This is a genomic window from Streptomyces sp. CA-278952 (genome assembly GCF_028747205.1).
Classification (GTDB): Bacteria; Actinomycetota; Actinomycetes; order Streptomycetales; family Streptomycetaceae; genus Streptomyces.
This window is the reverse complement of the sequence record NZ_CP112880.1, coordinates 4992067-5019016: the sequence shown is the minus strand read 5'-3', so window position 1 is coordinate 5019016 and position 26950 is coordinate 4992067. Positions and strand designations below refer to the sequence as shown.

Below are 26950 nucleotides of genomic sequence, written 5' to 3'. Positions count from 1 at the left end.
TCCTCGGCCGCCCGGACGGCGGTCAGTACCCACGAGTGGTGTCCTCCTGGTCGGAATTCAGTACGCCGTTGGCCGAACGCCCACCGGGGCGCTCCTGGGCCGGGCGCGCCACGACACGTGCCCCGTTGCCGGGCAGCGCGGCGGGGTGCACCGACGTGGGGGCGCCGTTGCGGACGGCGGGGCCTCGACCGGGCACGGGCAGCGGCGACCGCTCGCCGGCCCCGGGCTGGGGCGGCACGGACATCAGCCGGTGGTCGTCCGACGTGCCCGCTGCGGCCTCGTCGCGTTCCCGGTTGCCGCGGTTGCGCCGCGAGTCCTCGGGCTCCAGCGGTATCGGCGAACCGCGCAGGGGCTCGTCCGCCGTACGCGGCAGGGTCAGCCTGAACTGGGAGCCACCGCCCGGCTCGCCCCAGGCCTGCAGCCAGCCGCCGTGCAGCCGGGCATCCTCGACGGCGATCGACAGACCGAGGCCCGTCCCCCCGGTCGTCCGGGCCCGCGCCGGGTCCGCACGCCAGAACCGGTTGAAGACCCGGGTCGCCTCGCCGGGCTTGAGCCCGACCCCGTAGTCCCGGACGGCCACGGCGACCGCGCCCTGCGCCACACCCATCCGCACCACGACGTCCCGGCCCTCACCGTGCTCGACGGCGTTGACCACGAGGTTACGCAGGACGCGTTCGACTCGGCGGGCGTCGGCCTCGGCTATCACCGGCTGGTCGTCGCCGACGACCAGGATCCGGGTGCCCTTGCGCTCGGCGAGCGGCTCGGCGCCACCGATCACCCGGTGCACCACGGTCCGCAGGTCTATCGGCTCGGCCTCCAGGGCCGCGGCGCCCGCGTCGAACCGGCTGATCTCCAGCAGATCGGCGAGCAGCGACTCGAACCGGTCGAGCTGGTCGCCGAGCAGCTCGGCGGAGCGTGCGGTGACGGGGTCGAAGTCGGCACGCGCCTCGTGGATGACGTCAGCGGCCATCCTGACGGTCGTGAGGGGGGTCCGCAGCTCGTGCGATACGTCGGAGACGAAGCGCCGCTGCATCCGGGAGAGCTCCTCCAGTTGCTGGATCTTCAGCTGGAGGTTCTGGGCCATCTTGTTGAAGGCCTCGCCGAGCCGGGCGATGTCGTCCTCGCCGGTGACCTTCATCCGTTCCTGGAGCTTGCCGGCGGAGAGCCGCTCGGCGATGCCGGCGGCCATCCGCACGGGGGTGACGACCTGCCGCACCACGAACCAGGCGATGGCCCCGAGCAGCACGACGACGAACAGTCCGGCGGTCGCCAGGGTCGTCTTGACCAGTGTCAGGGACTTCTCCTCCTGCGTGAGCGGGAAGAGGTAGTACAGCTCGTAGGGCTGCTGATCGATGTCGTAGAGCCGCTTGCCCACCACGAGGCCGGGCTGCGTCTCCTTGCCGTACGAGTACCGGATCTCGGAGTACGTCTGGAACGCGCCCTGCCCCTCGCTCACCTTCTGCCGCAGGCGCTCCGGGACGCTGGACGCCTCGACGCTGCCGGAACCGCGCGCGGCACGGCTGCTGGCGCCCTCGGTCACCGAGTCGACGCTGAGCGCCACTACGTTGAAGGCGTTCTTGCCGCCGCTGGCGAGCTGGTCGACGAGCTCGGTGCGCCAGGAGGTGCTGCCGGTCATACCGTCGGTGGGTTCGCTCCCCTGCCCGTCGGGGGCGAGGGGGGCGTTGGCCTTTTCCTGCGCCGCGGCGAAGCCGCCGACGGCCTGGGTCTGGGCGGCCTTGCCCTTGGCGTCGAGCAGGCCGTTGCGCACCTGGCCGATGACGACGAAGCCGAGCAGCAGCACGACACCGATCGACATCAGCAGGGTGCCCGCGACGACGCGGAGCTGCAGATTGCGCCGCCACAGCCGGACGGCGGGCAGCAACGGGCGGCGTACCCACCGCACCAGCAACCGCGGTACGGGCCCGCCGGGCGTCCGGTCCTCGAACAGCCGGCCGCCCTGCAGGAAACGGCTCATACGTGACGCCTTCCGTCCCGGGCCGGCAGCCCGCTCCGTACGGACTCCCGGCTCGCCGGGCCCCGGAGCAGCGCTGCCTCGGGGCATCTCAGCTCGGTCCGGCCTTGTAGCCGACGCCTCGGACCGTCACGACGATCTCCGGCCGTTCCGGGTCCTTCTCGACCTTGGAACGCAGACGCTGGACATGCACATTCACCAGGCGGGTGTCGGCCGCGTGGCGGTAGCCCCATACCTGTTCCAGCAGGACCTCACGGGTGAAGACCTGCCACGGCTTGCGGGCGAGCGCGACCAGCAGGTCGAACTCCAGCGGGGTCAGGGCGATGGACTGCCCCTCCCGCTTCACGGAGTGGCCTGCCACGTCGATGACCAGGTCACCGATGGTCAGCTGTTCCGGCGCGGGCTCTTCGGACCGCCGCAGACGTGCCCTGATCCGGGCAACCAACTCCTTAGGTTTGAACGGCTTGACGATGTAGTCGTCGGCCCCTGATTCCAGGCCCACCACCACATCGACGGTGTCGCTCTTGGCAGTGAGCATGACGATCGGCACACCGGACTCGGCTCTGATCAGCCTGCACACCTCGATGCCGTCCCTTCCGGGCAGCATGAGGTCGAGCAGCACCAGGTCCGGCTTGGCCTCACGAAATGCGGCCAGTGCCTTGTCGCCGTCCGCTACGAACGACGGCTCGAAACCTTCTCCACGCAGCACAATCCCGAGCATCTCGGCCAGTGCGGTGTCGTCGTCGACGACAAGGACGCGTCCCTTCATAATCGACATCATCCCATTAGCTAATCGTTACCTGCGATGACCTGGCACACAGCTCTGCCAGTCCGACCCCCGTGACCGGCGAAACAGCGCCCTCCTCGGTGACGATCGCCGTGATCAGTTCCGGCGGTGTGACGTCGAAGGCCGGGTTGTACGCCGGGGCCCCGAGGGGTGCGACGACCATCTCGCCTCCACCGTCGGCCGATACACCCCGCCACGATGTGAGCTCCGTCACTTCTCGCCCGGAGCGCTGCTCGACGATGATCGATGTGCCGTCCGGGGTCGCCAGATCCACGGTCGTCGTCGGCGCCACCACGATGAAAGGCACGTGGTGATACTTCGCGAGCACGGCCAGCGGATAGCTCCCCACCTTGTTCGCCACCGAACCATCGGCGGCGATGCGGTCCGCCCCTATGAGCACCGCATCGACCTCCCCGGCCGCGAACAGGGAGCCCGCCGCATTGTCCGTGAGCAGGCTGTACGCCAGACCGTTGCGCGCAGCCTCGTACGCGGTCAGCCGAGCCCCCTGGAGCAGCGGCCGCGTCTCGTCCACCCACAGCCGTCGCAGCCGGCCCTTCCGGTGCACCCGCAACGCCACGGCCAACGCCGTCCCCTCGCCACCGGAGACCAGCGCCCCGGTGTTGCAGTGGGTCAGCAGCTGATACCCGCTGCCCGGCATCAGCTCCTCCAGCAACGCCTCGCCGTACTCCGCCATACGCCCGCTGGCCTGGGCATCCTCCCGGTGCAGGGCCCGCGCCGCGGCCAGCGCCGCCGCGGCGGCCGCCTCGTCGCCCGCCCCCTTGCCGACGGCTTCCCCGTAGGCGGCCACCACCCGCCGCACCCCGTAGCCGAGGTTCACCGCGGTGGGCCGCGCCCGCTCCAGCAGACCGGCCGCCTCCGCGACGTCATGGCCCCGCGCCGCCGCGAGCGCCACCCCGTAACCCCCGGCGATCCCGAGCAGCGGGGCCCCTCGCACCGCCAGAGTCTGGATCGCCCGCACCAGCGCGGGCACATCGGTACACACCAGCTCGACCTCCTCGGCGGGCAGCCGCGTCTGGTCGAGAAGCACCACCACGGGACCCTCCGGGGGCTCGTCCCAGCGGAGTACGGAAAGCGCGGGAGGCTCGAAGCCCGCCGTCGATTGCGCGTCCTGATCAGCCATCCGCCCAGTCTGCCCGGTGAGCCGCCCGTACCTGAAGGCGCCAAGGAGACAGAGCGGCTGGTCCACCCCGGACCCACGCGTGGCACGATGGCTGCCAACCTGCCGCCCCGATGAGCGGTCAGGACGGTGAAGGAGCGAGAATGAACGACTCTCCGGGCTGGGCGTCGCCCGGATCTGCCCCCTCCGACGGCAAGGAGACGGCGATTCCCCGCCCCTCCGAGCCTCAGGACGGAAGCGGCCCGTCGGGACAGTGGTCCCCCGAGCAGCCGCCCCCCGGGCAGTGGTCCCCACCGAGCGACCCCGGCAGCGGTCCCGGAGCACGGCCTCCCGCCCCCGGCTGGGGCGGCGGCCCGCAGCGACAGGGCTGGGCGGGGCCGCCGCCGGCCGCGAAGCCCGGCGTCATCCCCCTGCGCCCCCTGAGCCTCGGCGAAATCCTCGACGGCTCCGTCTCCGCCCTGCGCGCCCACTGGCGTACCGCACTCGGCTTCAGCCTCGCGGTCTCGGTGGTCACCCAGATCGCCGTCATCCTCATGCAGCGCTATCTGCTGCCGAAACCGACCTCCGTCGACCCGAACGCCACCGGCACCGAGGCCCTCCGCCAGGCCACCGACTCCGCCCGGTCGACACTGATCTCTCTGGCCCCGGCCTCCCTCGTCACGATGATCGCCACGCTCTTCACCGCGTCGATCATCACCGTGGTCATCAGCCGCTCGGTCCTGGGCCGTCCCACCACGCTCTCCGACACCTGGGCAGAGGCCCGCCCCCGGGTCTTCCCGCTGCTCGGGCTGACCCTGCTGGTGGCCCTGATCATGGCCGCGATCATGACCGTGGGCATCGGCCCCGGCCTGCTGCTGGGCTCCGAGGCGGGAGCGGTACTCGCCTTCCTCGGCTTCGCCGCCGCCTGCGTCGTGATGCTCTGGCTGAACGTCAGCTTCGCACTCGCCGCCCCCGCCCTGATGCTGGAACGACAGAGCGTCGTCGCCGCGCTGCGCAGGTCGGCGAAGCTGGTCCGCGGCGCCTGGTGGCGTACCTTCGGGATCCTCGCCCTGACCTGGCTGCTGACCTTCCTGCTGACGTTCCTCGTCTCCATCCCGTTCGGCATCATCGCGGTGATCGCCGACGGAACCGACGTCAGCGAATTCTTCAGCGGCACCTCTCCTTCCTTCGGCTGGCCGTTCCTGATCGTCACCGGCATCGGTGAAGTGATCGTCTCGACACTGATCTACCCCTTCGTCGCCGGTGTGATGGCCCTCCTCTACGTGGACCAGCGCATCCGCCGTGAAGCACTGGACCTCGACCTCGCACGAGCCGCGGGTCTGCCCGGCTACGGCGCCGACACCCCCAGGAGCTGATGCGGTGTCGGGGGCGGGGGGCACCACCACAGCACAGCGGGACACGGCAGCGGGCGACATACCCGTGGACACTCCGCGTCTCCCCGCACGGGAGGCGGCGGAGAGCGAGCTGTCCAAGCCGATGTACCACGAGAACGACCCGAACTTCCTCCAGCGCGCACTGAACGAGTTCTGGGACTGGGTCGCCGGGGTGTTCGACGCAGCCGCGGGCGCCGCACCCGGCGGCCCGGCCGGACTCGTCGTCCTGGTCGTCCTCGTCATCGGGCTTGCCGCCGCCCTGTGGTGGCGGCTCGGCACCCCGCAACGCTCCTCCCGGAGCCCGGACGCTCTCTTCGACAACGACGGCCCCCGCAGCGCGGCCCAGCACCGCGCCACCGCCGAAGCACACGCCACAGCTCTGCGCTGGACCGAGGCCGTCCAGGAACGCATGCGTGCCATCGTCCGGTCCCTCGAGGAACGCGCCCTGCTCGACCCGCGCCCCGGCCGCACAGCCGACGAAGCCGCAGCCGAAGCCGGCCGTGCCCTGCCCGAGCACACGGCCCGGCTGCGCGCCGCCGCCCGGGCCTTCGACGACGTGACATACGGGGGCCGCACCGCGGACCAGCCGGCATACCTGTCCCTGCGTACCCTCGACCTCGAACTCGACGAGGCAAAGCCGCTGCTGCCCGGAGCCTCCCCAGGAGCCGCCGGATGACCACGGTGACCACCGCCTCCCCCACCTCGACCGCGCCCACCCCCGGGCAGGTCTGGACCCGCGCCCGGGGCATCCTGGCCGTCGTCCTCATCCTCGTCGTCGCCGGCATCACGTTCGCCGTCGTACGTTCCGGAACGAACCACGGACAGCTCGACCCCCGCTCGGCGGAACCCAAGGGAAGCCGTGCCGTGGCCGAACTCCTCAAAGCTCGCGGCGTCTCCGTCACTGTCGCCACCACTCTCGACGAAGTCACCGCCTCGACCGGCCCCGACACCACGCTCCTCGTCGCCGGCCCCAATCTCCTGACCCGGTCGCAGCAGCTCCGACTGGACGCGGCGGCCTCCGCCTCCGGCGGGCGCACCCTCCTGATCGCCCCCGGACCGGAAGCCACGACTCGACTCGCCCCCGGCGTCCACGCCGAGCCGCACCGGGCCATCAGTGCTCTCGCCCCGTCGTGCGAGCTCCCCGCCGCCCGGCAGGCCGGCACAGCGGACATGGGCGGAACCCGATACACGACACAGGACCCCAGTGCCGTCACCTGTTACCCGGCCGCGGGCCTCCCCAGTCTGGTCGCCCTCCCCACCGGACAGGGCGGCGACACCGTCCTCCTCGGCTCCCCCGATCTCCTCCACAACGAGCGTCTCGACAAACAGGGCAACGCCTCACTCGCCCTGCAACTCCTCGGCTCCCGCCCCCATCTCGTCTGGTACCTCCCCTCTCTCGCAGATCCATCCGCGACAACCGATGACGACTCCCCCGGCGACGGAAGAGAAGACCCATCAGAGGACGGAGCGAGGGACGACGCGTCCGACGAGAGCGGCTTCCTCGACCTCGTCCCCTCCGGCTGGGTGTGGGGCACCCTCCAACTAGCCCTTGCCGCAGTCCTTGCCGCCGTCTGGCGGGCCCGCCGACTCGGCCCCCTGGTGACGGAACGGCTTCCGGTGGCCATCCGCGCATCCGAGTCGGCCGAAGGCCGCTCGCTCCTCTACCGCAAGGCCAAGGCCCGCGACCGTGCCGCCGACGCCCTCCGAGCCGCCACCCGCACACGTATCGCACCCCTCGCCGGAGTGCCCGCCCGTGGTGCGCACACCCCCGACGTCCTCCTCGCCGCCCTGTCCGCGCGCACCACCACCCCGGACCACGACCTCAGCACCCTGCTCTTCGGTACGGCTCCCTCCACCGATGCCGCCCTGGTCCTCCTCGCCGATCAACTCGACGCCCTCGAAAGAGAGGTACGCACTTCATGAGCGCCCCGACCCCCGAGCCGGCCGAGCCCACGGTGCCCGCAGCGGCCCCCGTGAGGCCAGCGGAACCGGAGCCGTCCGACAGCGCCCGCGCGTCCTTGGAGGCTCTGCGCTCCGAGATCGCCAAGGCCGTCGTCGGCCAGGACCCCGCCGTCACCGGACTCGTCGTCGCGCTGCTCTGCCGCGGACACGTACTCCTCGAAGGCGTACCCGGCGTGGCCAAGACGCTGCTGGTCCGTGCACTGGCCGCATCACTCGAACTCGACACGAAGCGCGTTCAGTTCACCCCCGACCTCTTGCCCAGCGACGTCACAGGCTCACTGGTCTACGACGCGCGCACCGCCGAATTCTCGTTCCAGCCCGGCCCCGTCTTCACCAACCTGCTGATCGCCGACGAGATCAACCGCACTCCTCCCAAGACCCAGTCCTCCCTCCTCGAAGCGATGGAGGAAAGGCAGGTCACCGTGGACGGGACGTCACGGCCACTGCCTGACCCCTTCCTCGTCGCCGCGACCCAGAACCCCGTCGAGTACGAAGGCACCTATCCCCTCCCCGAAGCCCAACTCGACCGCTTTCTGCTCAAACTGACGGTCCCGCTCCCTTCACGGCAGGACGAGATAGACGTCCTCACCCGTCACGCCGACGGTTTCAACCCTCGCGACCTGAAGGCCGCGGGAATACGGCCCGTCGCCGGGCCCGCGGATCTGGAAGCAGCACGCGAAGCCGTCGCGAAGACGACCGTCTCCCCTGAGATCACCGGCTATGTCGTGGATATCTGCCGTGCCACGCGTGATTCCCCCTCGCTCTCCCTCGGCGTCTCTCCCCGGGGCGCCACTGCCCTGCTGTCGACCGCCCGTGCCTGGGCCTGGCTGACCGGCCGGGACTATGTCACCCCGGACGATGTGAAGGCCCTGGCGCTCCCCACGCTCCGTCATCGCATCCACCTGCGGCCCGAGGCGGAAATGGAAGGAGTCACCCCCGACTCCGTCATCGCCTCAGTGCTCGCCCACGTCCCCGTACCCCGATGAGGCGGTGACCATGGCCCTCACCGGACGTACCGCGTTGCTGGCCGCCCTGGGATCACTCCCCGTAGGCATCCTCGCTCCCAGTTGGACCGGAATGCTTGCGGTCAACGCACCGCTCTCACTGGCAATTCTGTGTGACTATGCCCTGGCCGCGCCAGTGCGCACGCTCCGATTCACTCGATCCGGCGACACATCTGTTCGACTCGGTGACGCGGCCGAAGTGCAACTGACGGTGACCAACACCTCGCGCCGGCGCCTGCGCGCCCAGCTGCGGGACGCCTGGCCCCCCACCAGCTGGACCTCGGGCTCCGAACGTCGTGCTTCCCGCCACACACTGGCGGTTCCCGCCGGGGAAGGGCGACGTCTGGTCACTGTTCTGCGCCCGACCCGTCGCGGCGATCGGCAGGCCGAACGCATCACCATCCGCTCGTACGGCCCGCTGGGCCTCGCCGCGCGCCAAGGACAGCACCGGGCACCGTGGACCGTACGGGTCCTGCCACCGTTCACCAGCCGCAAGCATCTGCCTTCGCGGCTCGCCCGGCTCCGAGAACTCGACGGCCGCACCAGCGTTCTGACACGCGGGGAAGGCACGGAGTTCGACAGTCTGCGGGCCTACGTGCCCGGGGACGACACTCGCTCCATCGACTGGCGGGCCACCGCACGCCAGTCCGCCGTAGCGGTCCGGACATGGCGTCCCGAGCGTGACCGGCACATCCTGATCGTCCTCGACACCGGCCGCACGTCAGCGGGCCGGGTGGGCGACGTCCCTCGCCTGGACGCCTCGATGGACGCCACGCTCCTTCTCACCGCGCTCGCCACCAGGGCGGGCGACCGCGTAAGCCTCCTCGCCTACGACCGCCAGGTCCGAGCCCGGGTCCAAGGACGGACGGCAACGGGCAATGTTCTGGCCACCGTCATCAACACCCTGGCCACGCTGGAACCCGAGCTCATCGAGACGGACGCCCGCGGCCTGAGCAACGCCGCCCTCACCGACGCTCCTCGCGGTTCGCTGATCGTCCTCCTCACGACGTTGGAGGCAGCCCCCATCGAGGAGGGCCTTCTCCCGGTGCTGCCTCAACTCACCCAGCGCCACACCGTGCTGCTGGCCGCGGTCTCCGACCCTCGGATCGAGGAAATGGCCCACGCACGGGGAACCGTGGACTCGGTGTACGACGCGGCAGCCGCCGGCCAGGCCCAGGCTGACCGTGGCCGCACAGCCGACAGGCTCCGCCGCCACGGCGTTGTCGTCGTGGATGCCACACCGGAGAATCTCGCTCCCGCGCTTGCCGATACGTACTTGGCCCTGAAGGCCGCAGGGCGTCTCTGACGGAGCGCCCAGCGCCCTGACCTGCCGACTCCGTGGTCGAGGAGTATCCGGAGAAATGCCTGCTCCAGCTCGCGTACTCCTGATTCTCCTCGGCTCCGATGCCGGTCGAGTCGTAAACGCAGAAAAGCCCCGCACCAGAAGGTGCGGGGCTTTCCCGGAAAAATTGTTCGGCGGCGTCCTACTCTCCCACAGGGTCCCCCCTGCAGTACCATCGGCGCTGAAAGGCTTAGCTTCCGGGTTCGGAATGTAACCGGGCGTTTCCCTAACGCAATGACCACCGAAACACTATGAAATTAACCAACACCGGATGAAAACACGGCCGTTCGTTATTTCAGAACTAACACAGTGGACGCGAGCAACTGAGGACAAGCCCTCGGCCTATTAGTACCAGTCAGCTCCACCCGTTGCCGGGCTTCCACATCTGGCCTATCAACCCAGTCGTCTACTGGGAGCCTTAACCCTTCAAGAGGGTGGGAATACTCATCTCGAAGCAGGCTTCCCGCTTAGATGCTTTCAGCGGTTATCCTTTCCGAACGTAGCCAACCAGCCATGCCCTTGGCAGGACAACTGGCACACCAGAGGTTCGTCCGTCCCGGTCCTCTCGTACTAGGGACAGCCCTTCTCAATATTCCTGCGCGCGCAGCGGATAGGGACCGAACTGTCTCACGACGTTCTAAACCCAGCTCGCGTACCGCTTTAATGGGCGAACAGCCCAACCCTTGGGACCGACTCCAGCCCCAGGATGCGACGAGCCGACATCGAGGTGCCAAACCATCCCGTCGATATGGACTCTTGGGGAAGATCAGCCTGTTATCCCCGGGGTACCTTTTATCCGTTGAGCGACAGCGCTTCCACAAGCCACTGCCGGATCACTAGTCCCGACTTTCGTCCCTGCTCGACCCGTCGGTCTCACAGTCAAGCTCCCTTGTGCACTTACACTCAACACCTGATTGCCAACCAGGCTGAGGGAACCTTTGGGCGCCTCCGTTACTCTTTAGGAGGCAACCGCCCCAGTTAAACTACCCATCAGACACTGTCCCTGATCCGGATCACGGACCCAGGTTAGACATCCAGCACGACCAGAGTGGTATTTCAACGACGACTCCACAACCACTGGCGTGGCCGCTTCAAAGTCTCCCACCTATCCTACACAAGCCGAACCGAACACCAATATCAAACTATAGTAAAGGTCCCGGGGTCTTTCCGTCCTGCTGCGCGAAACGAGCATCTTTACTCGTAGTGCAATTTCACCGGGCCTATGGTTGAGACAGTCGAGAAGTCGTTACGCCATTCGTGCAGGTCGGAACTTACCCGACAAGGAATTTCGCTACCTTAGGATGGTTATAGTTACCACCGCCGTTTACTGGCGCTTAAGTTCTCAGCTTCGCCACCCCGAAAGGCAGCTAACCGGTCCCCTTAACGTTCCAGCACCGGGCAGGCGTCAGTCCGTATACATCGCCTTACGGCTTCGCACGGACCTGTGTTTTTAGTAAACAGTCGCTTCTCGCTGGTCTCTGCGGCCACCCCCAGCTCAAGCAGCAAGTGCTATCACCAGTGATGGCCCCCCTTCTCCCGAAGTTACGGGGGCATTTTGCCGAGTTCCTTAACCATAGTTCACCCGAACGCCTCGGTATTCTCTACCTGACCACCTGAGTCGGTTTAGGGTACGGGCCGCCATGAAACTCGCTAGAGGCTTTTCTCGACAGCATAGGATCATCCACTTCACCACAATCGGCTCGGCATCAGGTCTCACCCTTGATGTGTGACGGATTTACCTACCACACGGGCTACACCCTTACCCCGGGACAACCACCGCCCGGGCTGGACTACCTTCCTGCGTCACCCCATCGCTTACCTACTACAAGTCTGGTTCATCGGCTCCACCACTACCCTCAACTCCGAAGAGATCGGGCCGGCTTCACGGACTTAGCATCGCCTGATTCAGTACTGGGCGTTTCAAAGCGGGTACCGGAATATCAACCGGTTGTCCATCGACTACGCCTGTCGGCCTCGCCTTAGGTCCCGACTTACCCTGGGCAGATCAGCTTGACCCAGGAACCCTTAGTCAATCGGCGCACACGTTTCTCACGTGTGTATCGCTACTCATGCCTGCATTCTCACTCGTGAACCGTCCACAACTCGCTTCCGCGGCTGCTTCACCCGGCACACGACGCTCCCCTACCCATCCATACGGGCGTTGGCCCTATGTGTATGAATGACACGACTTCGGCGGTACGCTTGAGCCCCGCTACATTGTCGGCGCGGAATCACTTGACCAGTGAGCTATTACGCACTCTTTCAAGGGTGGCTGCTTCTAAGCCAACCTCCTGGTTGTCTCTGCGACTCCACATCCTTTCCCACTTAGCGTACGCTTAGGGGCCTTAGTCGATGCTCTGGGCTGTTTCCCTCTCGACCATGGAGCTTATCCCCCACAGTCTCACTGCCGTGCTCTCACTTACCGGCATTCGGAGTTTGGCTAAGGTCAGTAACCCGGTAGGGCCCATCGCCTATCCAGTGCTCTACCTCCGGCAAGAAACACACGACGCTGCACCTAAATGCATTTCGGGGAGAACCAGCTATCACGGAGTTTGATTGGCCTTTCACCCCTAACCACAGGTCATCCCCCAGGTTTTCAACCCTGGTGGGTTCGGTCCTCCACGAAGTCTTACCTCCGCTTCAACCTGCCCATGGCTAGATCACTCCGCTTCGGGTCTAGAGCGTGCAACTCAATCGCCCTATTCGGACTCGCTTTCGCTACGGCTTCCCCACACGGGTTAACCTCGCTACACACCGCTAACTCGCAGGCTCATTCTTCAAAAGGCACGCAGTCACGACTGCATGTGCAAGCACATACAGCGACGCTCCCACGGCTTGTAGGCACACGGTTTCAGGTACTATTTCACTCCGCTCCCGCGGTACTTTTCACCATTCCCTCACGGTACTATCCGCTATCGGTCACCAGGGAATATTTAGGCTTAGCGGGTGGTCCCGCCAGATTCACACGGGATTTCTCGGGCCCCGTGCTACTTGGGTGTCTCTTAAACGAGCCGTTGATGTTTCAGCTACGGGGGTCTTACCCTCTACGCCGGACCTTTCGCATGTCCTTCGCCTACATCAACGGTTTCTGACTCGTCTCACAGCCGGCAGACCGTGAAAAAGAGATCCCACAACCCCGCATGCGCAACCCCTGCCGGGTATCACACGCATACGGTTTGGCCTCATCCAGTTTCGCTCGCCACTACTCCCGGAATCACGGTTGTTTTCTCTTCCTGAGGGTACTGAGATGTTTCACTTCCCCTCGTTCCCTCCACACTGCCTATGTGTTCAGCAGCGGGTGACAGCCCATGACGACTGCCGGGTTTCCCCATTCGGAAACCCCCGGATCAAAGCTTGGTTGACAGCTCCCCGGGGACTATCGTGGCCTCCCACGTCCTTCATCGGTTCCTGGTGCCAAGGCATCCACCGTGCGCCCTTAAAAACTTGGCCACAGATGCTCGCGTCCACTGTGCAGTTCTCAAACAACGACCAGCCACCCATCACCCCACCCATACAGGCGAGTTCACTGGGGCCGGCAACCGAAGGACAGACTCAAACGAGCCCGTACCCTCAGATACCCAACAACGTGCCCGACACAATCAACCCGTTCCCGTTTTCCACGCCGAAGCAGTACTAACGAAACCGTGCTCATCGTGCCGAATAGTCAACGTTCCACCCATGAGCAACCAGCACCGAACATTCGCCGGTGTACTGGCCTCTGACCAGACCGAAGCCTGGTAAGAAGTGCTCCTTAGAAAGGAGGTGATCCAGCCGCACCTTCCGGTACGGCTACCTTGTTACGACTTCGTCCCAATCGCCAGTCCCACCTTCGACAGCTCCCTCCCACAAGGGGTTGGGCCACCGGCTTCGGGTGTTACCGACTTTCGTGACGTGACGGGCGGTGTGTACAAGGCCCGGGAACGTATTCACCGCAGCAATGCTGATCTGCGATTACTAGCAACTCCGACTTCATGGGGTCGAGTTGCAGACCCCAATCCGAACTGAGACCGGCTTTTTGAGATTCGCTCCGCCTCGCGGCATCGCAGCTCATTGTACCGGCCATTGTAGCACGTGTGCAGCCCAAGACATAAGGGGCATGATGACTTGACGTCGTCCCCACCTTCCTCCGAGTTGACCCCGGCAGTCTCCTGTGAGTCCCCATCACCCCGAAGGGCATGCTGGCAACACAGAACAAGGGTTGCGCTCGTTGCGGGACTTAACCCAACATCTCACGACACGAGCTGACGACAGCCATGCACCACCTGTATACCGACCACAAGGGGGGCACCATCTCTGATGCTTTCCGGTATATGTCAAGCCTTGGTAAGGTTCTTCGCGTTGCGTCGAATTAAGCCACATGCTCCGCTGCTTGTGCGGGCCCCCGTCAATTCCTTTGAGTTTTAGCCTTGCGGCCGTACTCCCCAGGCGGGGAACTTAATGCGTTAGCTGCGGCACCGACGACGTGGAATGTCGCCAACACCTAGTTCCCAACGTTTACGGCGTGGACTACCAGGGTATCTAATCCTGTTCGCTCCCCACGCTTTCGCTCCTCAGCGTCAGTAATGGCCCAGAGATCCGCCTTCGCCACCGGTGTTCCTCCTGATATCTGCGCATTTCACCGCTACACCAGGAATTCCGATCTCCCCTACCACACTCTAGCTAGCCCGTATCGAATGCAGACCCGGGGTTAAGCCCCGGGCTTTCACATCCGACGTGACAAGCCGCCTACGAGCTCTTTACGCCCAATAATTCCGGACAACGCTTGCGCCCTACGTATTACCGCGGCTGCTGGCACGTAGTTAGCCGGCGCTTCTTCTGCAGGTACCGTCACTTTCGCTTCTTCCCTGCTGAAAGAGGTTTACAACCCGAAGGCCGTCATCCCTCACGCGGCGTCGCTGCATCAGGCTTTCGCCCATTGTGCAATATTCCCCACTGCTGCCTCCCGTAGGAGTCTGGGCCGTGTCTCAGTCCCAGTGTGGCCGGTCGCCCTCTCAGGCCGGCTACCCGTCGTCGCCTTGGTAGGCCATTACCCCACCAACAAGCTGATAGGCCGCGGGCTCATCCTTCACCGCCGGAGCTTTTAACCCCGTCCCATGCAGGACAGAGTGTTATCCGGTATTAGACCCCGTTTCCAGGGCTTGTCCCAGAGTGAAGGGCAGATTGCCCACGTGTTACTCACCCGTTCGCCACTAATCCACCCCGAAAGGCTTCATCGTTCGACTTGCATGTGTTAAGCACGCCGCCAGCGTTCGTCCTGAGCCAGGATCAAACTCTCCGTGAATGTTTACCCGTAATCGGGTGCACACATCACGAGAGCGGAACAACCGGTCGGAATAAGACCCGTTGTTCACAGCGTCCTCGCTGTGTAATTGCCTATCGGTCACCGAAGTGAACCCATAGGACTTTCAAAGGAACCACCAACCTGCCGAAGCAGGCCGGGGTATCAACATATCTGGCGTTGACTTTTGGCACGCTGTTGAGTTCTCAAGGAACGGACGCTTCCTTCGGTCCCGTTTCACCGGGGCCCTCCGGGCGCTTCCCTTCGTTTACTTCTTTGTCTTGCTGTCCTGCTATCTTGCGTTTCCAACTCTATCAGACTCTTTTGTGTCCGATTCCCGGTCGAAGCGGGTCTCGCATCTCGCTTTCCAGGTCCTACGCTTTCGCGTTTCTCCCTTTCCGGCGAGTCCGACTTTACCAGACTCTTTTTCGTTCCGTTTCCGGTCCGAATTCGATTTCTGGTGGCCTGCGGAACGGCCTTGCCTTTCGGTGGATCCGACTTTATCAGAAACTCACGGAGCTAAACGAACGACCCGGCGAGTTCGATAAGGAAGAATCATTGGCCCGGCGGAGCTAACAAACGCTCCTGCACGAGCGAGATACAGATTATGCGCTCATCTCGAACTTGTCCAGTCCGAGGCAACCGTTCAAATCTACCTCCCCACATCTGCCGTGTCAACGGTTTTTGTGGGCGAGGAGGACACTAGCAGGTCAGCACGGGTGAAAGCACATCGGCTGTCAGGCTGCGGTGGGAAGTTCGGCGCTGCGTTCGACCGCTGTGAGGTCGCCTGTGTCGCCGGCGCGGGTCGCGCGGCCGCCGAGGATGTAGACGTACGCGAGAAAAGCCAGCTCAGCGGCGATGCCTATGGTGATCCGAGCCCAGGTCGGGAGACCGGACGGGGTCACGAAGCCCTCGATGAGTCCGGAGACGAACAGGACCAGGGCCAGACCGATTGCCATGCCCAGGGCGGCGCGGCCCTGCTGAGCCAGGGCGGTCCGTCGTGACAGGGGGCCGGGGTCGATCACGGTCCAGCCGAGGCGTAGCCCCGTGCCGGCGGCGACGAACACCGCGGTCAGTTCGAGCAGGCCGTGGGGAAGCACCAGGCCGAGGAAGACGTCGAGACGGCCCGCGGAGGACATGAGGCCTATGCCGACGCCGAGGTTGAGCATGTTGAGGAAGAGGATCCAGATCACCGGTATGCCGAGGAACGCCCCCAGGATCAGGCACAGGGCCGCGGCCTGCGCGTTGTTCGTCCATACCTGTGCCGCGAACGACGCCGCCGGATGGCTGGAGTAGTAGGTCTCGTACTCCCCGCCCGGTCGGGTCATCGCACGGAGGTCCTCCGGTGCGGCGATCGCGGCCTGAACCTCGGGATGGGCGCCGATCCACCAGCCCAGCAAAGCCGCCACCACGATCGAGAGCACCGCGGTGGGAATCCACCAGTGGCGCGAGCGGTAGACCGCGGCGGGGAATCCCGCGGTGAGAAACCGGGCCGCGTCCCGCCAGGACGCCTTGCGGGTGCCGGTCACCGTCGAGCGGGCGCGGGCCACGAGCTGGGTGAGACGTCCGACGAGGAGGGGGTCGGGGCTGCTCGACTGGACCAGCGAGAGGTGGGTCGCCGTGCGCTGGTAGAGGACGACGAGTTCGTCCGCTTCCGCGCCGGTGAGGCGGCGCCCCCGGCGCAGGAGGTGTTCGAGGCGGTCCCACTCCGTGCGGTGGGCGGTGACGAAGACGTCGAGGTCCATGGGCGTCTGTTGCTCCAGGCATGGGTGCGTACGGGTTCGTACTACTGCGGCGCGCTGGCGGTCAGCTTGGCAGACTGTGCCCGGCTGGGGCAGAGAAGGTCGGCGAAGGGTGGGGCCCGATGAATGAGCTGGTTACCGGGGACGCGGTCGTTCTGGGGTTGAGGCCCGCACGGCTGCCGAGCCGGGCACTGGCCTCGGCGATCGATCTGGCGGTGACGTTCGTCGTCTTCATCCTGATATCGGTCGTGCTGGGCATCGCTAGCGCCTCGTTGGACGAGGCAGCGGTCGCGGCGATCGGGGTCGCCTCTTTCCTGCTGGTCCTGGTCGGTGGGCCGGTCGCGGTGGAGACGCTGAGTCATGGTCGGTCCCTGGGGAAGCTCGCCTGTGGGCTGCGGGTGGTGCGGGACGACGGTGGGCCGATCCGGTTCCGGCACGCGCTCGTACGGGGAGCCATGGGGCTCGTCGAGATCCTCATGACTTTCGGCGCCCTTGCCTCGATCGCGTCCCTGGTGTCGGCGCGGGGTCGCCGGATCGGTGACGTGTTCGCCGGGACGCTGGTGATCCGGGAACGGGTCGCGGCGACGGGCCGGTCCGTCGCCGTGCCGCCTCCCCCGCCCTGGTTGGCCGGCCGGTTCGCGCAGCTGGATCTGTCGGCCGTACCCGACGACCTCTGGCTGGGGATACGGCAGTACCTGACGCGGATGCGGCAGCTGGATCCCGGTGTGGGGCGTTCCGTCGCGGAACGGCTGGCCGGTGAACTGGTCGCCCTGACGGGAGCCGCCGCGCCCCAGGGTGTTCCCGCGGCCGCGTTCCTGGCCGCGGTGGTCCACGAGCGGCAGTCACGGGATGCGCGGCGCGTGTTCGCCGGGCCTCGCGCCGAGGGGCCGGCGCCGTTCGGGTTCGTACCGTCCGGGCCCGTAACGCCCGGGCCCGCCGGGTCTGTTGGGTCGAGTGCGCCTGGCGGGGCCGGCGGGAGTTATGGGGGGCCGGTGTCTGCCGGGGGCGGTTCCGGGGCCGGGGGCGGTTCCGGAACGGGGGGCGGTACCGCCGTTGGTCACGAGCAGCGACGTGGGAGTGCTCCCTCGGGCGGGTTCGCCCCGCCCGGCTAAGGGCTGTCCGGCTAGGGGCTGTCCGGCCCGGATCCGGGCGGCAGGTCCTGGGCGGCCGGAGTGCCGGAGGCGCGGGGCGACGGGGGCGTGTCCAGGTGTTCGAGCTCAATGCCCGGTGCCGCGAGGACCACGTCGCCGGCGATGTGGATGGCGTGTTGCTCACCGGTGTCCAGGGCGCTGACCTGGTATGCGTCCACGATCAGGGGGCCGTTGTCAGTGGTGTGCGCTTCACTGTTCACCAGGGCCCAGGACTGGTCGACGGTCCTGGGTGCGAGCACCGGGTCCGTGAAGGTGACCACGCGGACGCGGGTCGTGGGAGAAGCGGGGGTGAGGCGCAGGAGACGGGTCATGGCGATGAGGAACGCGGGGGACGTGCCGGCGAAGGTGTGGGCGCGGACATTGCCTTCGGTGGCGTGGCTGCCGGTCGGGTCGGTCCGGACCCAGGTGACCCCTTCCAGGGCTGCTCCTCGCACCTGCCAGCTCGCGGCATGGAGTTCGAGGCGGATGGGCCGGCCCAGCTCGTCCAGGGCGAGGTCGACGGAGCCGAGGTGGTCTCCGGTGGGGGATGTGGTCTGGGAGACGTAGCGCCAGCCGGAGGGGCCGGGGGCGCAGTGGAAGTGTTCTTCGCCGAGGGGGGTGTGATCGTGAAGGTCGTGGAGCGAATACCTGCCGCGGGGCATGGGGTCCTTCGGGGTCCTCGGGTCGTGCGGGGGCGGTAACGGGAGCAGGCCCCCGGCACGGGGGTGCGGGGGCCTGCGCTCGGATCTGCTGCTGCGGGCTGTGACGCCGCTCGGCGTCCGGAAGGCCGGCCTTCCGGACGCCGAGGGTGGAGCAGTTACCGCGGAGGGATCAGTAGCGGTAGTGGTCGGGCTTGTACGGGCCCTCCACCTGGACACCGATGTACGCCGCCTGCTCGGGGCGCAGCGTCGTGAGCCTGACGCCCAGGGCGTCGAGGTGGAGTCGGGCGACCTTCTCGTCCAGGTGCTTGGGCAGCACGTACACGTCGGTCGGGTACTCCTCGGGCTTCGTGAACAGCTCGATCTGAGCGAGGGTCTGGTCCGCGAAGCTGTTGGACATCACGAAGGACGGGTGCCCGGTCGCGTTGCCCAGGTTGAGGAGGCGGCCCTCGGACAGGACGATGAGGACCTTGCCGTCGGGGAACTTCCAGGTGTGGACCTGGGGCTTGACCTCGTCCTTGACGATGCCGTCGATCTTCGCGAGGCCGGCCATGTCGATCTCGTTGTCGAAGTGGCCGATGTTCCCGACGATCGCCTGGTGCTTCATCCGGGCCATGTCCTTGGCCATGATGATGTCCTTGTTGCCCGTCGTGGTGACGAAGATGTCCGCCTGCTCCACGACGTCGTCCAGCGTGGCGACCTGGTAGCCGTCCATCGCCGCCTGCAGCGCGCAGATCGGGTCGATCTCCGTGATGATCACCCGGGCGCCCTGGCCGCGCAGGGACTCCGCGCAGCCCTTGCCCACGTCTCCGTAGCCGAAGACGACGGCGGTCTTGCCGCCGATCAGGACGTCGGTGGCGCGGTTGATGCCGTCGATGAGGGAGTGGCGGCAGCCGTACTTGTTGTCGAACTTCGACTTGGTCACCGCGTCGTTCACGTTGATCGCGGGGAACAGGAGGGAACCGTCACGGTGCATCTCGTACAGGCGGTGCACACCCGTCGTCGTCTCCTCGGTGACACCGCGGATCTCGGACGCGAGCTGGGTCCACTTCTGCGGGGCCTCGCCGAGCGTGCGGTTCAGCAGGGTGAGGATGTGGGCGAACTCCTCGCTGTCCGCGGTCGACGGGTCCGGGGCGGCGCCGGCCTTCTCGAACTCGACGCCCTTGTGGACGAGGAGGGTGGCGTCGCCACCGTCGTCCAGGATCATGTTCGGGCCGCCGGTGGGGGTGTTCGGCCAGGTCAGCGCCTGCTCCGTGCACCACCAGTACTCCTCCAGCGTCTCGCCCTTCCAGGCGAAGACGGGGACGCCCGCGGGGGCCTCCGGAGTGCCGTTCGGACCGACCGCGATGGCCGCGGCGGCGTGGTCCTGGGTGGAGAAGATGTTGCAGGAGGCCCAGCGGACCTCGGCGCCCAGGGCGACGAGGGTCTCGATGAGCACGGCGGTCTGCACGGTCATGTGCAGCGAACCGGTGATCCGGGCGCCGGCCAGCGGCTGAGCGGCGGCGAACTCCCTGCGGATCGACATCAGGCCGGGCATCTCGTGCTCGGCGAGCGTGATCTCCTTGCGCCCGAAGGGGGCGAGGGAGAGGTCGGCGACCTTGAAGTCCTGGCGGTTGGTGGCCGTCGTCATAACGGGCTGCTCCTCGTGATGGGTCGAGGGTGGGCTTTCTGGGCTGACTCTGCGGGGCGGCGGGCACACGAATGCCCGGGCGTTCGCAGTGCAGTCCGTCGGAGGCCCTCTGTCCCTCGCCCGGCTCGCTCCCGCCAGCCGGTCGACCGCCATCAGCAGCGACGTCTGTTATCCGTATCCGAATCTACACCGAACGGCCCAGTGAGCCCCAGCCCCCTCGTGAAGAGGGGGGTGTGGGAGGGGTCACCGGGCCGATCGGGGCTGATGCGCGGTGGGTCAGTGGCCGGAATTCTTCGAGGCCGGGCCCTCGTCCGTCCCGGTTCCCGTTTCCGGGGCGTCGGTGGCCTTGCCCGGGTTGATTCCGGTCGCCGCGGCCTGCGCGTTGTAGATGTCCGGCTCCAGATAGATGACCCGGGCGATCGGGCACGCCGCCCGGATGCGGTTCTCGGCGGCGTTGATGGCGTCGGCGACCTCGGTCGCGGTCTCGTCGTGCTGGACCGCGATCTTGGCGGCGACCAGCAGTTCCTCGGGGCCGAGGTGGAGGGTGCGCATGTGGATGATGCGAGTGACGGTCTCGCCGTCCACCACGGCCGCCTTGATCTTCTCGACGTCCTCGATGCCGGCGGACTCGCCGAGCAGGAGGGACTTCGTCTCGACGGCCAGGACGATCGCGATGAGGATCAGCAGGATGCCGATGCAGAGGGTGCCGATGCCGTCCCAGACTCCGTTGCCGGTGCCGAGGGCGAGGCCGACGCCCGCGAGCGCCAGGATCAGGCCGACGAGCGCGCCGAGGTCCTCCAGGAGGACGACCGGGAGCTCGGGTGCCTTGGAGTGGCGGACGAATTCGGTCCAGGAGCGGTCGCCGCGTGTCTGGTTGGACTCACGGATCGCCGTACGGAAGGAGAAGATCTCGGCGATGATCGCGAAGATCAGGACCCCGACCGGCCAGTACCAGGCCTCGATCTCGTGCGGGTGCTTGATCTTCTCGTAGCCCTCGTAGACCGCGAACATGCCGCCGACCGAGAAGAGGACGATGGAGACGAGGAACGCGTAGATGTAGCGCTCGCGCCCGTAGCCGAAGGGGTGCTGAGGGGTGGCTTCGCGCTTCGCCTTCTTGCCGCCGAGCAGCAGGAGTCCCTGGTTGCCCGAGTCGGCGAGCGAGTGGACGCTCTCCGCGAGCATCGACGAGGACCCACTGAAGAGGAACGCTACGAATTTGGCCACGGCGATCGAGAAGTTGGCGACGAGTGCCGCCACGATCGCCTTGGTTCCGCCTGACGCGCTCATGAGTGCGTGGTGTCCCTTCGTCGGTGCGCGGCAGGTGCCGTCGCGGTGAGGCGGCACATTGTTGCAGCCGTCGGGACGGTCCGTGGGTCAGGCCGCCACGGTGGCCCGGAAAAGTGTTCCCGGCCCCGCTGCCTCGACGGCCTCGCCGGCCGGAACGTACGCGGACTCCCCCGGCGAGAGGGCGAGTTCGCCGACGGTGACCGAGCCCGCCGTGCAGAGCAGGATCTGGGGCGTGGGAGCGGTCAGTTCCCTGGGGGCCGCCCCTGGGGCGAGGGTGTAGCGGGACAGGGCGAACTCGTCGGCGGGGGTCTCGTAGAGCTCCTCGCCCGACGGGGCCGCCTCCGGACGCAGCACGCCGGGCTCGGTGGCCTCGAACCGGACGATCCGCAGGAGTTCGGGGACGTCGATGTGCTTGGGGGTCAGGCCGCAGCGCAGCACGTTGTCCGAGTTGGCCATGATCTCGACGCCGAGGCCGTCGAGATAGGCGTGCGGGACGCCCGCGCCGAGGAACAGGGCTTCTCCGGGCTGGAGTTGCACGTAGTTCAGCAGCATCGCGGCCAGGACCCCGGGGTCGCCGGGGAAGTGGTGGGCGATGCGGGCGTACGGGGCGTGGGTGCCGCCGAGGCGCTCGGCGGCGGCCGCCGCCTCCGCCACGGTCTCGGCCATCTCCGCCGGTTCCGCGCCGAGGATCGCCGTGAGCACCTCGCGGAGGGCCGCTTCCTCGGGGTGGGCCCGGAGGAGGTCCACGTACGGCTTGAGGGAGTTGACTCCCAGCGCCTCCATCGCGTCCGCCGCGTCGGTGGGACTGCGGAAGCCGCACAGCCCGTCGAAGGGGGTGAGGGCGCAGATGAGTTCGGGCTTGTGGTTCGCGTCCTTGTACGTGCGGTGCGGGGCGTCGATCGGGACGCCCCGGGCCTCTTCGTCGGCGTAGCCCTGGCGGGCCTGCTCCAGGTTCGGGTGGACCTGGACGGAGAGGGGTGCGCCGGCGGCGAGGAGCTTCAGGAGGAAGGGGAGGCGGGGGCCGAACCGGGTGACCGTCGGCGCGCCGAGCTCCCCCTCCGGGTCGGCGTCGATGGCCTCGGTGAGGGCCAGTTCCGTCTCACCGGACGCGGTGGTACGGGTGATGCGCGAGGGTGCTCCGGGGTGGGCTCCCATCCACATCTCGGCCTGCGGTTCGCCGGTGGGGGCGAGGCCGAGCAGGGCGGGAAGGGCCGTGGTGGACCCCCAGGCGTAGGGGCGCACGGTGTTGGACAGCCGGTCCATGGAGTCGTCCTCGGGTGGGGCGGGGTGGGGTGGGGTGGGGTGGGGGGGGGTGGGGTGGGGTGGGTGAGTGTGGCACCAGTGTTATCAGTGTTACGTGAGGTCCTGGAGTCGTGGGGATGGCCGGGGGGTGACACGGTCACGGGGGATGGACGCGGTCACGGGGGCGAGGGGGTTCGCTGGTCTCCCTGAGTTTCCTGGCTTCCCTGAGTTTCCCGGCTTCCCTGGCTTCCCTGCGTTTCCCGGCTTCCCTGAGTTCCCTGAGTTCTTTGGGTTCCATGAGTTCCCTGGGTGTTTCTGTCAGGGCTGGGGGGCCGAGGCCAGTGACAGGTAGACCGCTGCGAAGTCGGTGATCGCGAGCAGTTCGGCCACGGCCTCCAGCGCGCTGCCCTCCTCCGGCTCCAGCTCGCTCACGGGAGTGTCGTGGCCGAGTGCCAGCTCCCGGGCCGCCGGGTAGGCGCTGAGGCCTCCCGTCGGGCGGTCCCGGAGCAGGACGACCCGGGCCCTCAGCGTCTCGCCCTCGTCGACCCGGTCGCGGAAGAAGTCATCGGGGTCCGCGCCCGCCGCGAAGTCCCCGGCGAGGAGCGTGCCGTGCGAGGGCAGCGCCTCGGGCAGTTCCGCGGCCAGGGCGGGGCGGCCGGCGAGCTCGGACAGTACGGCGGCGAAGCGGCGTCCCACCGGGCCCGCGGCGTCGCCCTCCGTCCACAGCAGCGGCAGGCTGTCGGCGAGCTCGGCGGCGAGTGTCTTGGCCGGGTTGCTGTACGTGGCGATGGCCGGGCCGCAGCGTTCCGCGGTGCGGTCCAGGCGGTCCGCCACCTTCTGCAGGTCCTCGGGAGACGCGGTCACCAGGCCGACCCGGTCCAGGAGCGCCAGCAGGGGGGTGAGCAGGGCCCACAGCGTGCCGGGGCCGGCGGCGGAGGTCTCCGCGTCGTACTCGCCGTACGGGGCGGCGGCCATCGGGACGACCAGGCCGTGCACCCCGTCGACCGCCTCGCGCAGCGGTGAGCGGGTGGGGGCGACGGCGACGACGGTGCAGCCTCGGCGGTAGGCCTGCTCGGCGAGCAGGGCGAGGCCCGGTTCGGAACCGTCGGCGGTCGCGATGAGGAGCAGGTCCACGGATCCGGCCCAGCCGGGCAGCGCCCAGCGGAGGGCGCCGGGGGCGGGGGCCACACCTGTGGGGTGGATGCGTACGACGGGGGCGGCCGCACCCGCCAGTGCACCGATCAGGTCGGCGACCCCGGAGGCGGCGGTGCCGGGGCCCGCGACGAGGACGGCCCGCGGCCGGCCCTCCGGGTTCAGGCCACCGATACCGGCCTCGGCGGCGTGCCGGGCGGCGGTACGGACCCGGGCGCCTGCCTCGGCGGCGCCGCGCAGCAGATCGCGGCGGTCGGCTCGGGCCAGGGCTTCCGGGGCGTCGAGCAAGGACTCGTCGAGCATGGCGGTGGGCCTCCGATCACCGGGCGGGGTGCGGGCTGCGGGTACGGGTACGGGCGCGGTGGCGTGGCCTCCGGGGCGGGCGCGGTGCCGAACGGTGGCCGCCGGCCTGCGGTCGGGCCCGGTCGGCGTGCGCTGCCGGGGCCGTCCCGCGTTGTCCTGCCCGTACGCGTGTCGCTCGCGGTCAGGCGGGGCGGCGCGCCTCGTCGACGAGAAGGACCGGGATGCCGTCCCGGACCGGGTAGGCCAGGCCGCAGTCGTCGCCCGTGCAGACCAGCTCGGGGCTGTCGGCCGCCGAACGGTCGTCGAGCGGGGAGTGGCAGGCCGGGCAGGCCAGGATTTCCAGGAGGCCGGCTTCGAGCGCCATGGGGTGAGTCCCTTCGAGCATGCGAGTCCCGATCCGCGTGGATCAGGCGTCGTCAGCCTACCGCTGGGGTGGAGGGGGCGCGGCCTGGCCGGGGGGACGAAACCGGGGATGGGGGTGGGTGGCTGCCGTGCGGGTGGGGGTGCGATGCGGCGGTGGGGCGGGCGCGGGTGCGGGTGGGGCGGGCGGGGGTGCGCGTGGCGGGGGTGGGCGCCTGCGGCGTGCTTCTCCCCGCCCCGCCCCTTCCCGTAACCGGGGCTCCGCCCCGGACCCCGCTCCTCAAACGCCGGAGGGGCTGGAAAGAGCGGGGCCGCAGAGGGAAGCGGGCGGGTGGGAAGCGGGAGGGGGCGATCCGAAGAGCGAGGGGGCGCGCGCGTCGCGTCGCCGTCGAAGGCGCCCAGCGGGGCCGGAACCGCCCCTGGCTGGCCCTGGCTGGCCCTGGCTGGCCCTGGCTCGTTCAGGCTTTGCGGATCAGGGTCAGGACCTCGTCGCGTACCACCGCCATCGTCTCCTCCTCCCTCGCCTCGACGTTCAGGCGCAGCAGCGGTTCCGTGTTCGAGGCGCGGAGGTTGAACCACCAGTCGGCGGCCGTGACCGTGAGGCCGTCCAGGTCGTCGAAGGTGACGCCGTCGCGGTCGCTGTAGACCTTCCTGACCGCGGTCAGGCTGGCGGCCTGGTCGGCGACGGTGGAGTTGATCTCGCCGGAGCCGCTGTACCGGTCGTACTCCGCGACCAGTTCGGAGAGCGGCTTCTGCTGGCCGCCGAGGGCGGCGAGTACGTGGAGGGCGGCGAGCATGCCCGTATCGGCGTTCCAGAAGTCGCGGAAGTAGTAGTGCGCCGAGTGCTCGCCGCCGAAGATCGCGCCGTGCCGCGCCATCTCCGTCTTGATGAAGGAGTGGCCGACGCGGGTGCGGACCGGGGTGCCGCCGTTCTCGCGGACCACCTCGGGGACGGACCAGGAGGTGATCAGGTTGTGGATGACGATGCCCTCGCCGCCGTTGCGGGCCAGCTCACGGGCGGCGACCAGGGCCGTGATCGCGGAGGGGGAGACGCCCGCGCCCCGTTCGTCGACCACGAAGCAGCGGTCCGCGTCGCCGTCGAAGGCGAGGCCGAGGTCGGCGCCCTCGGCGAGGACGCGGGCCTGGAGGTCGACGATGTTCTTGGGGTCGAGGGGGTTGGCCTCGTGGTTGGGGAAGGTCCCGTCCAGCTCGAAGTACAGGGGTACGAGGTCGAGCCGGAGGCCTCCGAAGACCGTGGGGACCGTGTGGCCGCCCATGCCGTTGCCCGCGTCGACCACGACCTTGAGGGGGCGGATCGCCTTGAGGTCGACCAGGCCGAGGAGGTGGGCGGCGTAGTCGGTGAGGGTGTCCCGCTCGGTGATCGTGCCGGGGGCGGTGGCGGCCGCCGGCCGGGGGGCGCCTTCCGACCACTGCTCGACCAGGGTGCGGATCTCGGCGAGGCCGGTGTCCTGGCCGACCGGGGCGGCGCCCGCCCGGCACATCTTGATGCCGTTGTACCGCGCCGGGTTGTGCGAGGCCGTGAACATCGCCCCGGGAAGGCCGAGGGCCCCCGACGCGTAGTACAGCTGGTCCGTCGAGCAGAGGCCGATGAGCGTGACGTCCGCGCCCCGGGTCGCCGCGCCCCGGGCGAACGCGCCGGCGAGCGCCGGTGACGTGGGGCGCATGTCGTGACCGATCACGATCGCGTCGGCGGCCGTGACCTGGACGAACGCGGATCCGAAGAGTTCGGCCAGCGATTCGTCCCACTGGTCGGGCACCACTCCGCGCACGTCGTACGCCTTGACGAGCTGCGACAGATCAGCAACCACGGCCGGTCCTCCTGGGGTCTTTGCGGACCGCCCAAACTACCCGGCCGGGCAGAGGCTCAGGAGGCGGCCTCAGGAGTCCGGTGAGCGCAGCACTCTCAGGTGACCTCGGCGGGCCACTTCCACCGGGTCGGCGGCGCGTGGTCCCCGGCTTCCGGCGTCCTGGCCCCGGTCGTGCGGGCGTGCCGCTTCGCGGACCGCGTTGGCCAGTGCTTCGAGGTCGTCGCCGCTGGGGTGCGCCGGTGCGGAGCCGTCGGAGAGCCGCACCACTTCCCAGCCCCGTGGCGCGGTAAGCCGCTCACTGTGTTCGGCGCAGAGGTCGTAACAGTGGGGCTCGGCATAGGTGGCGAGCGGGCCGAGGACCGCAGTCGAATCGGCATAGACGTACGTCAGTGTCGCGACGGCAGGGCGGCCGCACGCGGTGCGCGAACAGCGACGTACAGGGCTCACGATGTTGGACGGTACCGCACTCTTGAGCGGGCTGCGACGACTCCCCCTCGGGTCACCCCACCGTGTCGCCCTGTGACCTGCGGCACGGCGGCGTTCCTGGCGGCTGCCCTGACCTGCGCCGGGGCAGGGGCCCGGCGATCGCAGGTGGTCGTGCCGGTGGCGGGCGGGGGTGGATCGCGGCGTCGGGCGCAGGGCCGATGATCGGATCACGGGCCTGAAAAGGGCTCAACCTTGGCCGAAATGTTCAACTGCGGACATCCGGGAGGCGACCGGGCCGCTCTCCGAAGGGCCCGGTCGGCCGCGTCGGCTCGCC

At 68.1% G+C, this 26950-nt stretch carries 18 protein-coding genes and 3 rRNA genes; 6 read left to right on the top strand and 15 right to left on the bottom strand.

What is annotated here, in order from left to right; translation table 11 throughout:
* Positions 1 to 22 precede the first annotated feature (22 nt).
* The 3 genes from mtrB to mtnA are packed head-to-tail and all read right to left on the bottom strand — an operon-like array spanning position 23 to position 3900.
* Positions 23 to 2062, bottom strand: a complete 2040-nt coding sequence (mtrB, locus tag N7925_RS22555; protein ID WP_274344970.1) for an MtrAB system histidine kinase MtrB — start codon at positions 2060 to 2062, stop codon at positions 23 to 25.
* 1 nt (position 2063) lies between these two features.
* Positions 2064 to 2753 carry a two-component system response regulator MtrA gene (gene mtrA, locus N7925_RS22550; protein WP_007448372.1) on the bottom strand — a complete coding sequence of 230 codons (690 nt, stop codon included), beginning with the start codon at positions 2751 to 2753 and terminating at the stop codon, positions 2064 to 2066.
* Positions 2754 to 2757: 4 nt separating this feature from the next.
* Positions 2758 to 3900 carry an S-methyl-5-thioribose-1-phosphate isomerase gene (mtnA, locus tag N7925_RS22545; protein WP_274344969.1) on the bottom strand — a complete coding sequence of 381 codons (1143 nt, stop codon included), beginning with the start codon at positions 3898 to 3900 and terminating at the stop codon, positions 2758 to 2760.
* Positions 3901 to 4040: 140 nt separating this feature from the next.
* Between mtnA and N7925_RS22540 the strand changes: the two genes are divergently transcribed.
* From N7925_RS22540 to N7925_RS22520, 5 genes are read left to right on the top strand one after another with little or no spacing between them, the layout of a single operon-like run.
* Complete coding sequence (locus tag N7925_RS22540) at positions 4041 to 5252, top strand: glycerophosphoryl diester phosphodiesterase membrane domain-containing protein (protein WP_274344968.1); 1212 nt, start codon at positions 4041 to 4043, stop codon at positions 5250 to 5252.
* 4 nt (positions 5253 to 5256) lie between these two features.
* Positions 5257 to 5946 carry a DUF4129 domain-containing protein gene (locus N7925_RS22535; protein WP_265601271.1) on the top strand — a complete coding sequence of 230 codons (690 nt, stop codon included), beginning with the start codon at positions 5257 to 5259 and terminating at the stop codon, positions 5944 to 5946.
* Entirely contained in the window at positions 5943 to 7193 is a 1251-nt protein-coding gene (locus N7925_RS22530; RefSeq protein WP_274344967.1) for a DUF4350 domain-containing protein, read from the top strand. The genes N7925_RS22535 and N7925_RS22530 overlap by 4 nt, the downstream gene beginning before the upstream one ends.
* Complete coding sequence (locus N7925_RS22525) at positions 7190 to 8218, top strand: AAA family ATPase (protein ID WP_274344966.1); 1029 nt, start codon at positions 7190 to 7192, stop codon at positions 8216 to 8218. The genes N7925_RS22530 and N7925_RS22525 overlap by 4 nt, the downstream gene beginning before the upstream one ends.
* Positions 8219 to 8228: 10 nt before the next feature.
* Positions 8229 to 9542 carry a DUF58 domain-containing protein gene (locus N7925_RS22520; RefSeq protein WP_274344965.1) on the top strand — a complete coding sequence of 438 codons (1314 nt, stop codon included), beginning with the start codon at positions 8229 to 8231 and terminating at the stop codon, positions 9540 to 9542.
* Positions 9543 to 9707: 165 nt separating this feature from the next.
* Here N7925_RS22520 and rrf read toward each other — a convergent pair.
* The 4 genes from rrf to N7925_RS22500 all read right to left on the bottom strand — a co-directional run bounded on the left by rrf (position 9708) and on the right by N7925_RS22500 (position 16601).
* Positions 9708 to 9824, bottom strand: a 5S ribosomal RNA gene (rrf, locus tag N7925_RS22515).
* A 79-nt stretch (positions 9825 to 9903) separates the two neighbouring features.
* Positions 9904 to 13028, bottom strand: a 23S ribosomal RNA gene (locus N7925_RS22510).
* 305 nt (positions 13029 to 13333) lie between these two features.
* Positions 13334 to 14859: ribosomal RNA gene (locus tag N7925_RS22505) — 16S ribosomal RNA — on the bottom strand.
* Together the 16S, 23S and 5S rRNA genes form the textbook arrangement of a ribosomal RNA operon.
* 734 nt (positions 14860 to 15593) lie before the next feature.
* On the bottom strand, positions 15594 to 16601 hold the full coding sequence (locus N7925_RS22500) for a stage II sporulation protein M (RefSeq protein WP_274344964.1): 1008 nt from the start codon (positions 16599 to 16601) through the stop codon (positions 15594 to 15596).
* 119 nt (positions 16602 to 16720) lie between these two features.
* Here N7925_RS22500 and N7925_RS22495 point away from each other — a divergent pair, with 119 nt between their 5' ends.
* Positions 16721 to 17710, top strand: coding sequence for an RDD family protein (locus tag N7925_RS22495; protein WP_274344963.1), 990 nt, complete (start codon positions 16721 to 16723; stop codon positions 17708 to 17710).
* Positions 17711 to 17721: 11 nt separating this feature from the next.
* On the opposite strand, the gene N7925_RS22490 is transcribed toward N7925_RS22495, so the two are convergent.
* The 8 genes from N7925_RS22490 to N7925_RS22455 all read right to left on the bottom strand — a co-directional run bounded on the left by N7925_RS22490 (position 17722) and on the right by N7925_RS22455 (position 26637).
* Positions 17722 to 18390 (bottom strand): hypothetical protein, encoded by a 669-nt coding sequence (locus N7925_RS22490; protein ID WP_274344962.1) that lies wholly within the window; start codon positions 18388 to 18390, stop codon positions 17722 to 17724.
* A 169-nt stretch (positions 18391 to 18559) separates the two neighbouring features.
* Positions 18560 to 20017 (bottom strand): adenosylhomocysteinase, encoded by a 1458-nt coding sequence (gene ahcY / locus N7925_RS22485; protein WP_265601264.1) that lies wholly within the window; start codon positions 20015 to 20017, stop codon positions 18560 to 18562.
* 276 nt (positions 20018 to 20293) lie between these two features.
* A complete protein-coding gene (locus N7925_RS22480; protein WP_265601263.1) occupies positions 20294 to 21304 on the bottom strand; it encodes a cation diffusion facilitator family transporter in 1011 nt (336 codons plus the stop codon).
* A gap of 87 nt (positions 21305 to 21391) precedes the next feature.
* Positions 21392 to 22567, bottom strand: a complete 1176-nt coding sequence (gene manA, locus N7925_RS22475) for a mannose-6-phosphate isomerase, class I (RefSeq protein ID WP_274344961.1) — start codon at positions 22565 to 22567, stop codon at positions 21392 to 21394.
* 297 nt (positions 22568 to 22864) lie between these two features.
* Positions 22865 to 24001 (bottom strand): SIS domain-containing protein, encoded by a 1137-nt coding sequence (locus N7925_RS22470; RefSeq protein ID WP_274344960.1) that lies wholly within the window; start codon positions 23999 to 24001, stop codon positions 22865 to 22867.
* A gap of 181 nt (positions 24002 to 24182) precedes the next feature.
* Complete coding sequence (locus tag N7925_RS22465; protein WP_003968734.1) at positions 24183 to 24365, bottom strand: Trm112 family protein; 183 nt, start codon at positions 24363 to 24365, stop codon at positions 24183 to 24185.
* Positions 24366 to 24819: 454 nt separating this feature from the next.
* Positions 24820 to 26190, bottom strand: a complete 1371-nt coding sequence (locus tag N7925_RS22460) for a phosphomannomutase/phosphoglucomutase (protein WP_274344959.1) — start codon at positions 26188 to 26190, stop codon at positions 24820 to 24822.
* Between the two features lie 69 nt (positions 26191 to 26259).
* Positions 26260 to 26637 carry a DUF3499 domain-containing protein gene (locus tag N7925_RS22455; protein ID WP_274344958.1) on the bottom strand — a complete coding sequence of 126 codons (378 nt, stop codon included), beginning with the start codon at positions 26635 to 26637 and terminating at the stop codon, positions 26260 to 26262.
* Between the last annotated feature and the right edge of the window lie 313 nt (positions 26638 to 26950).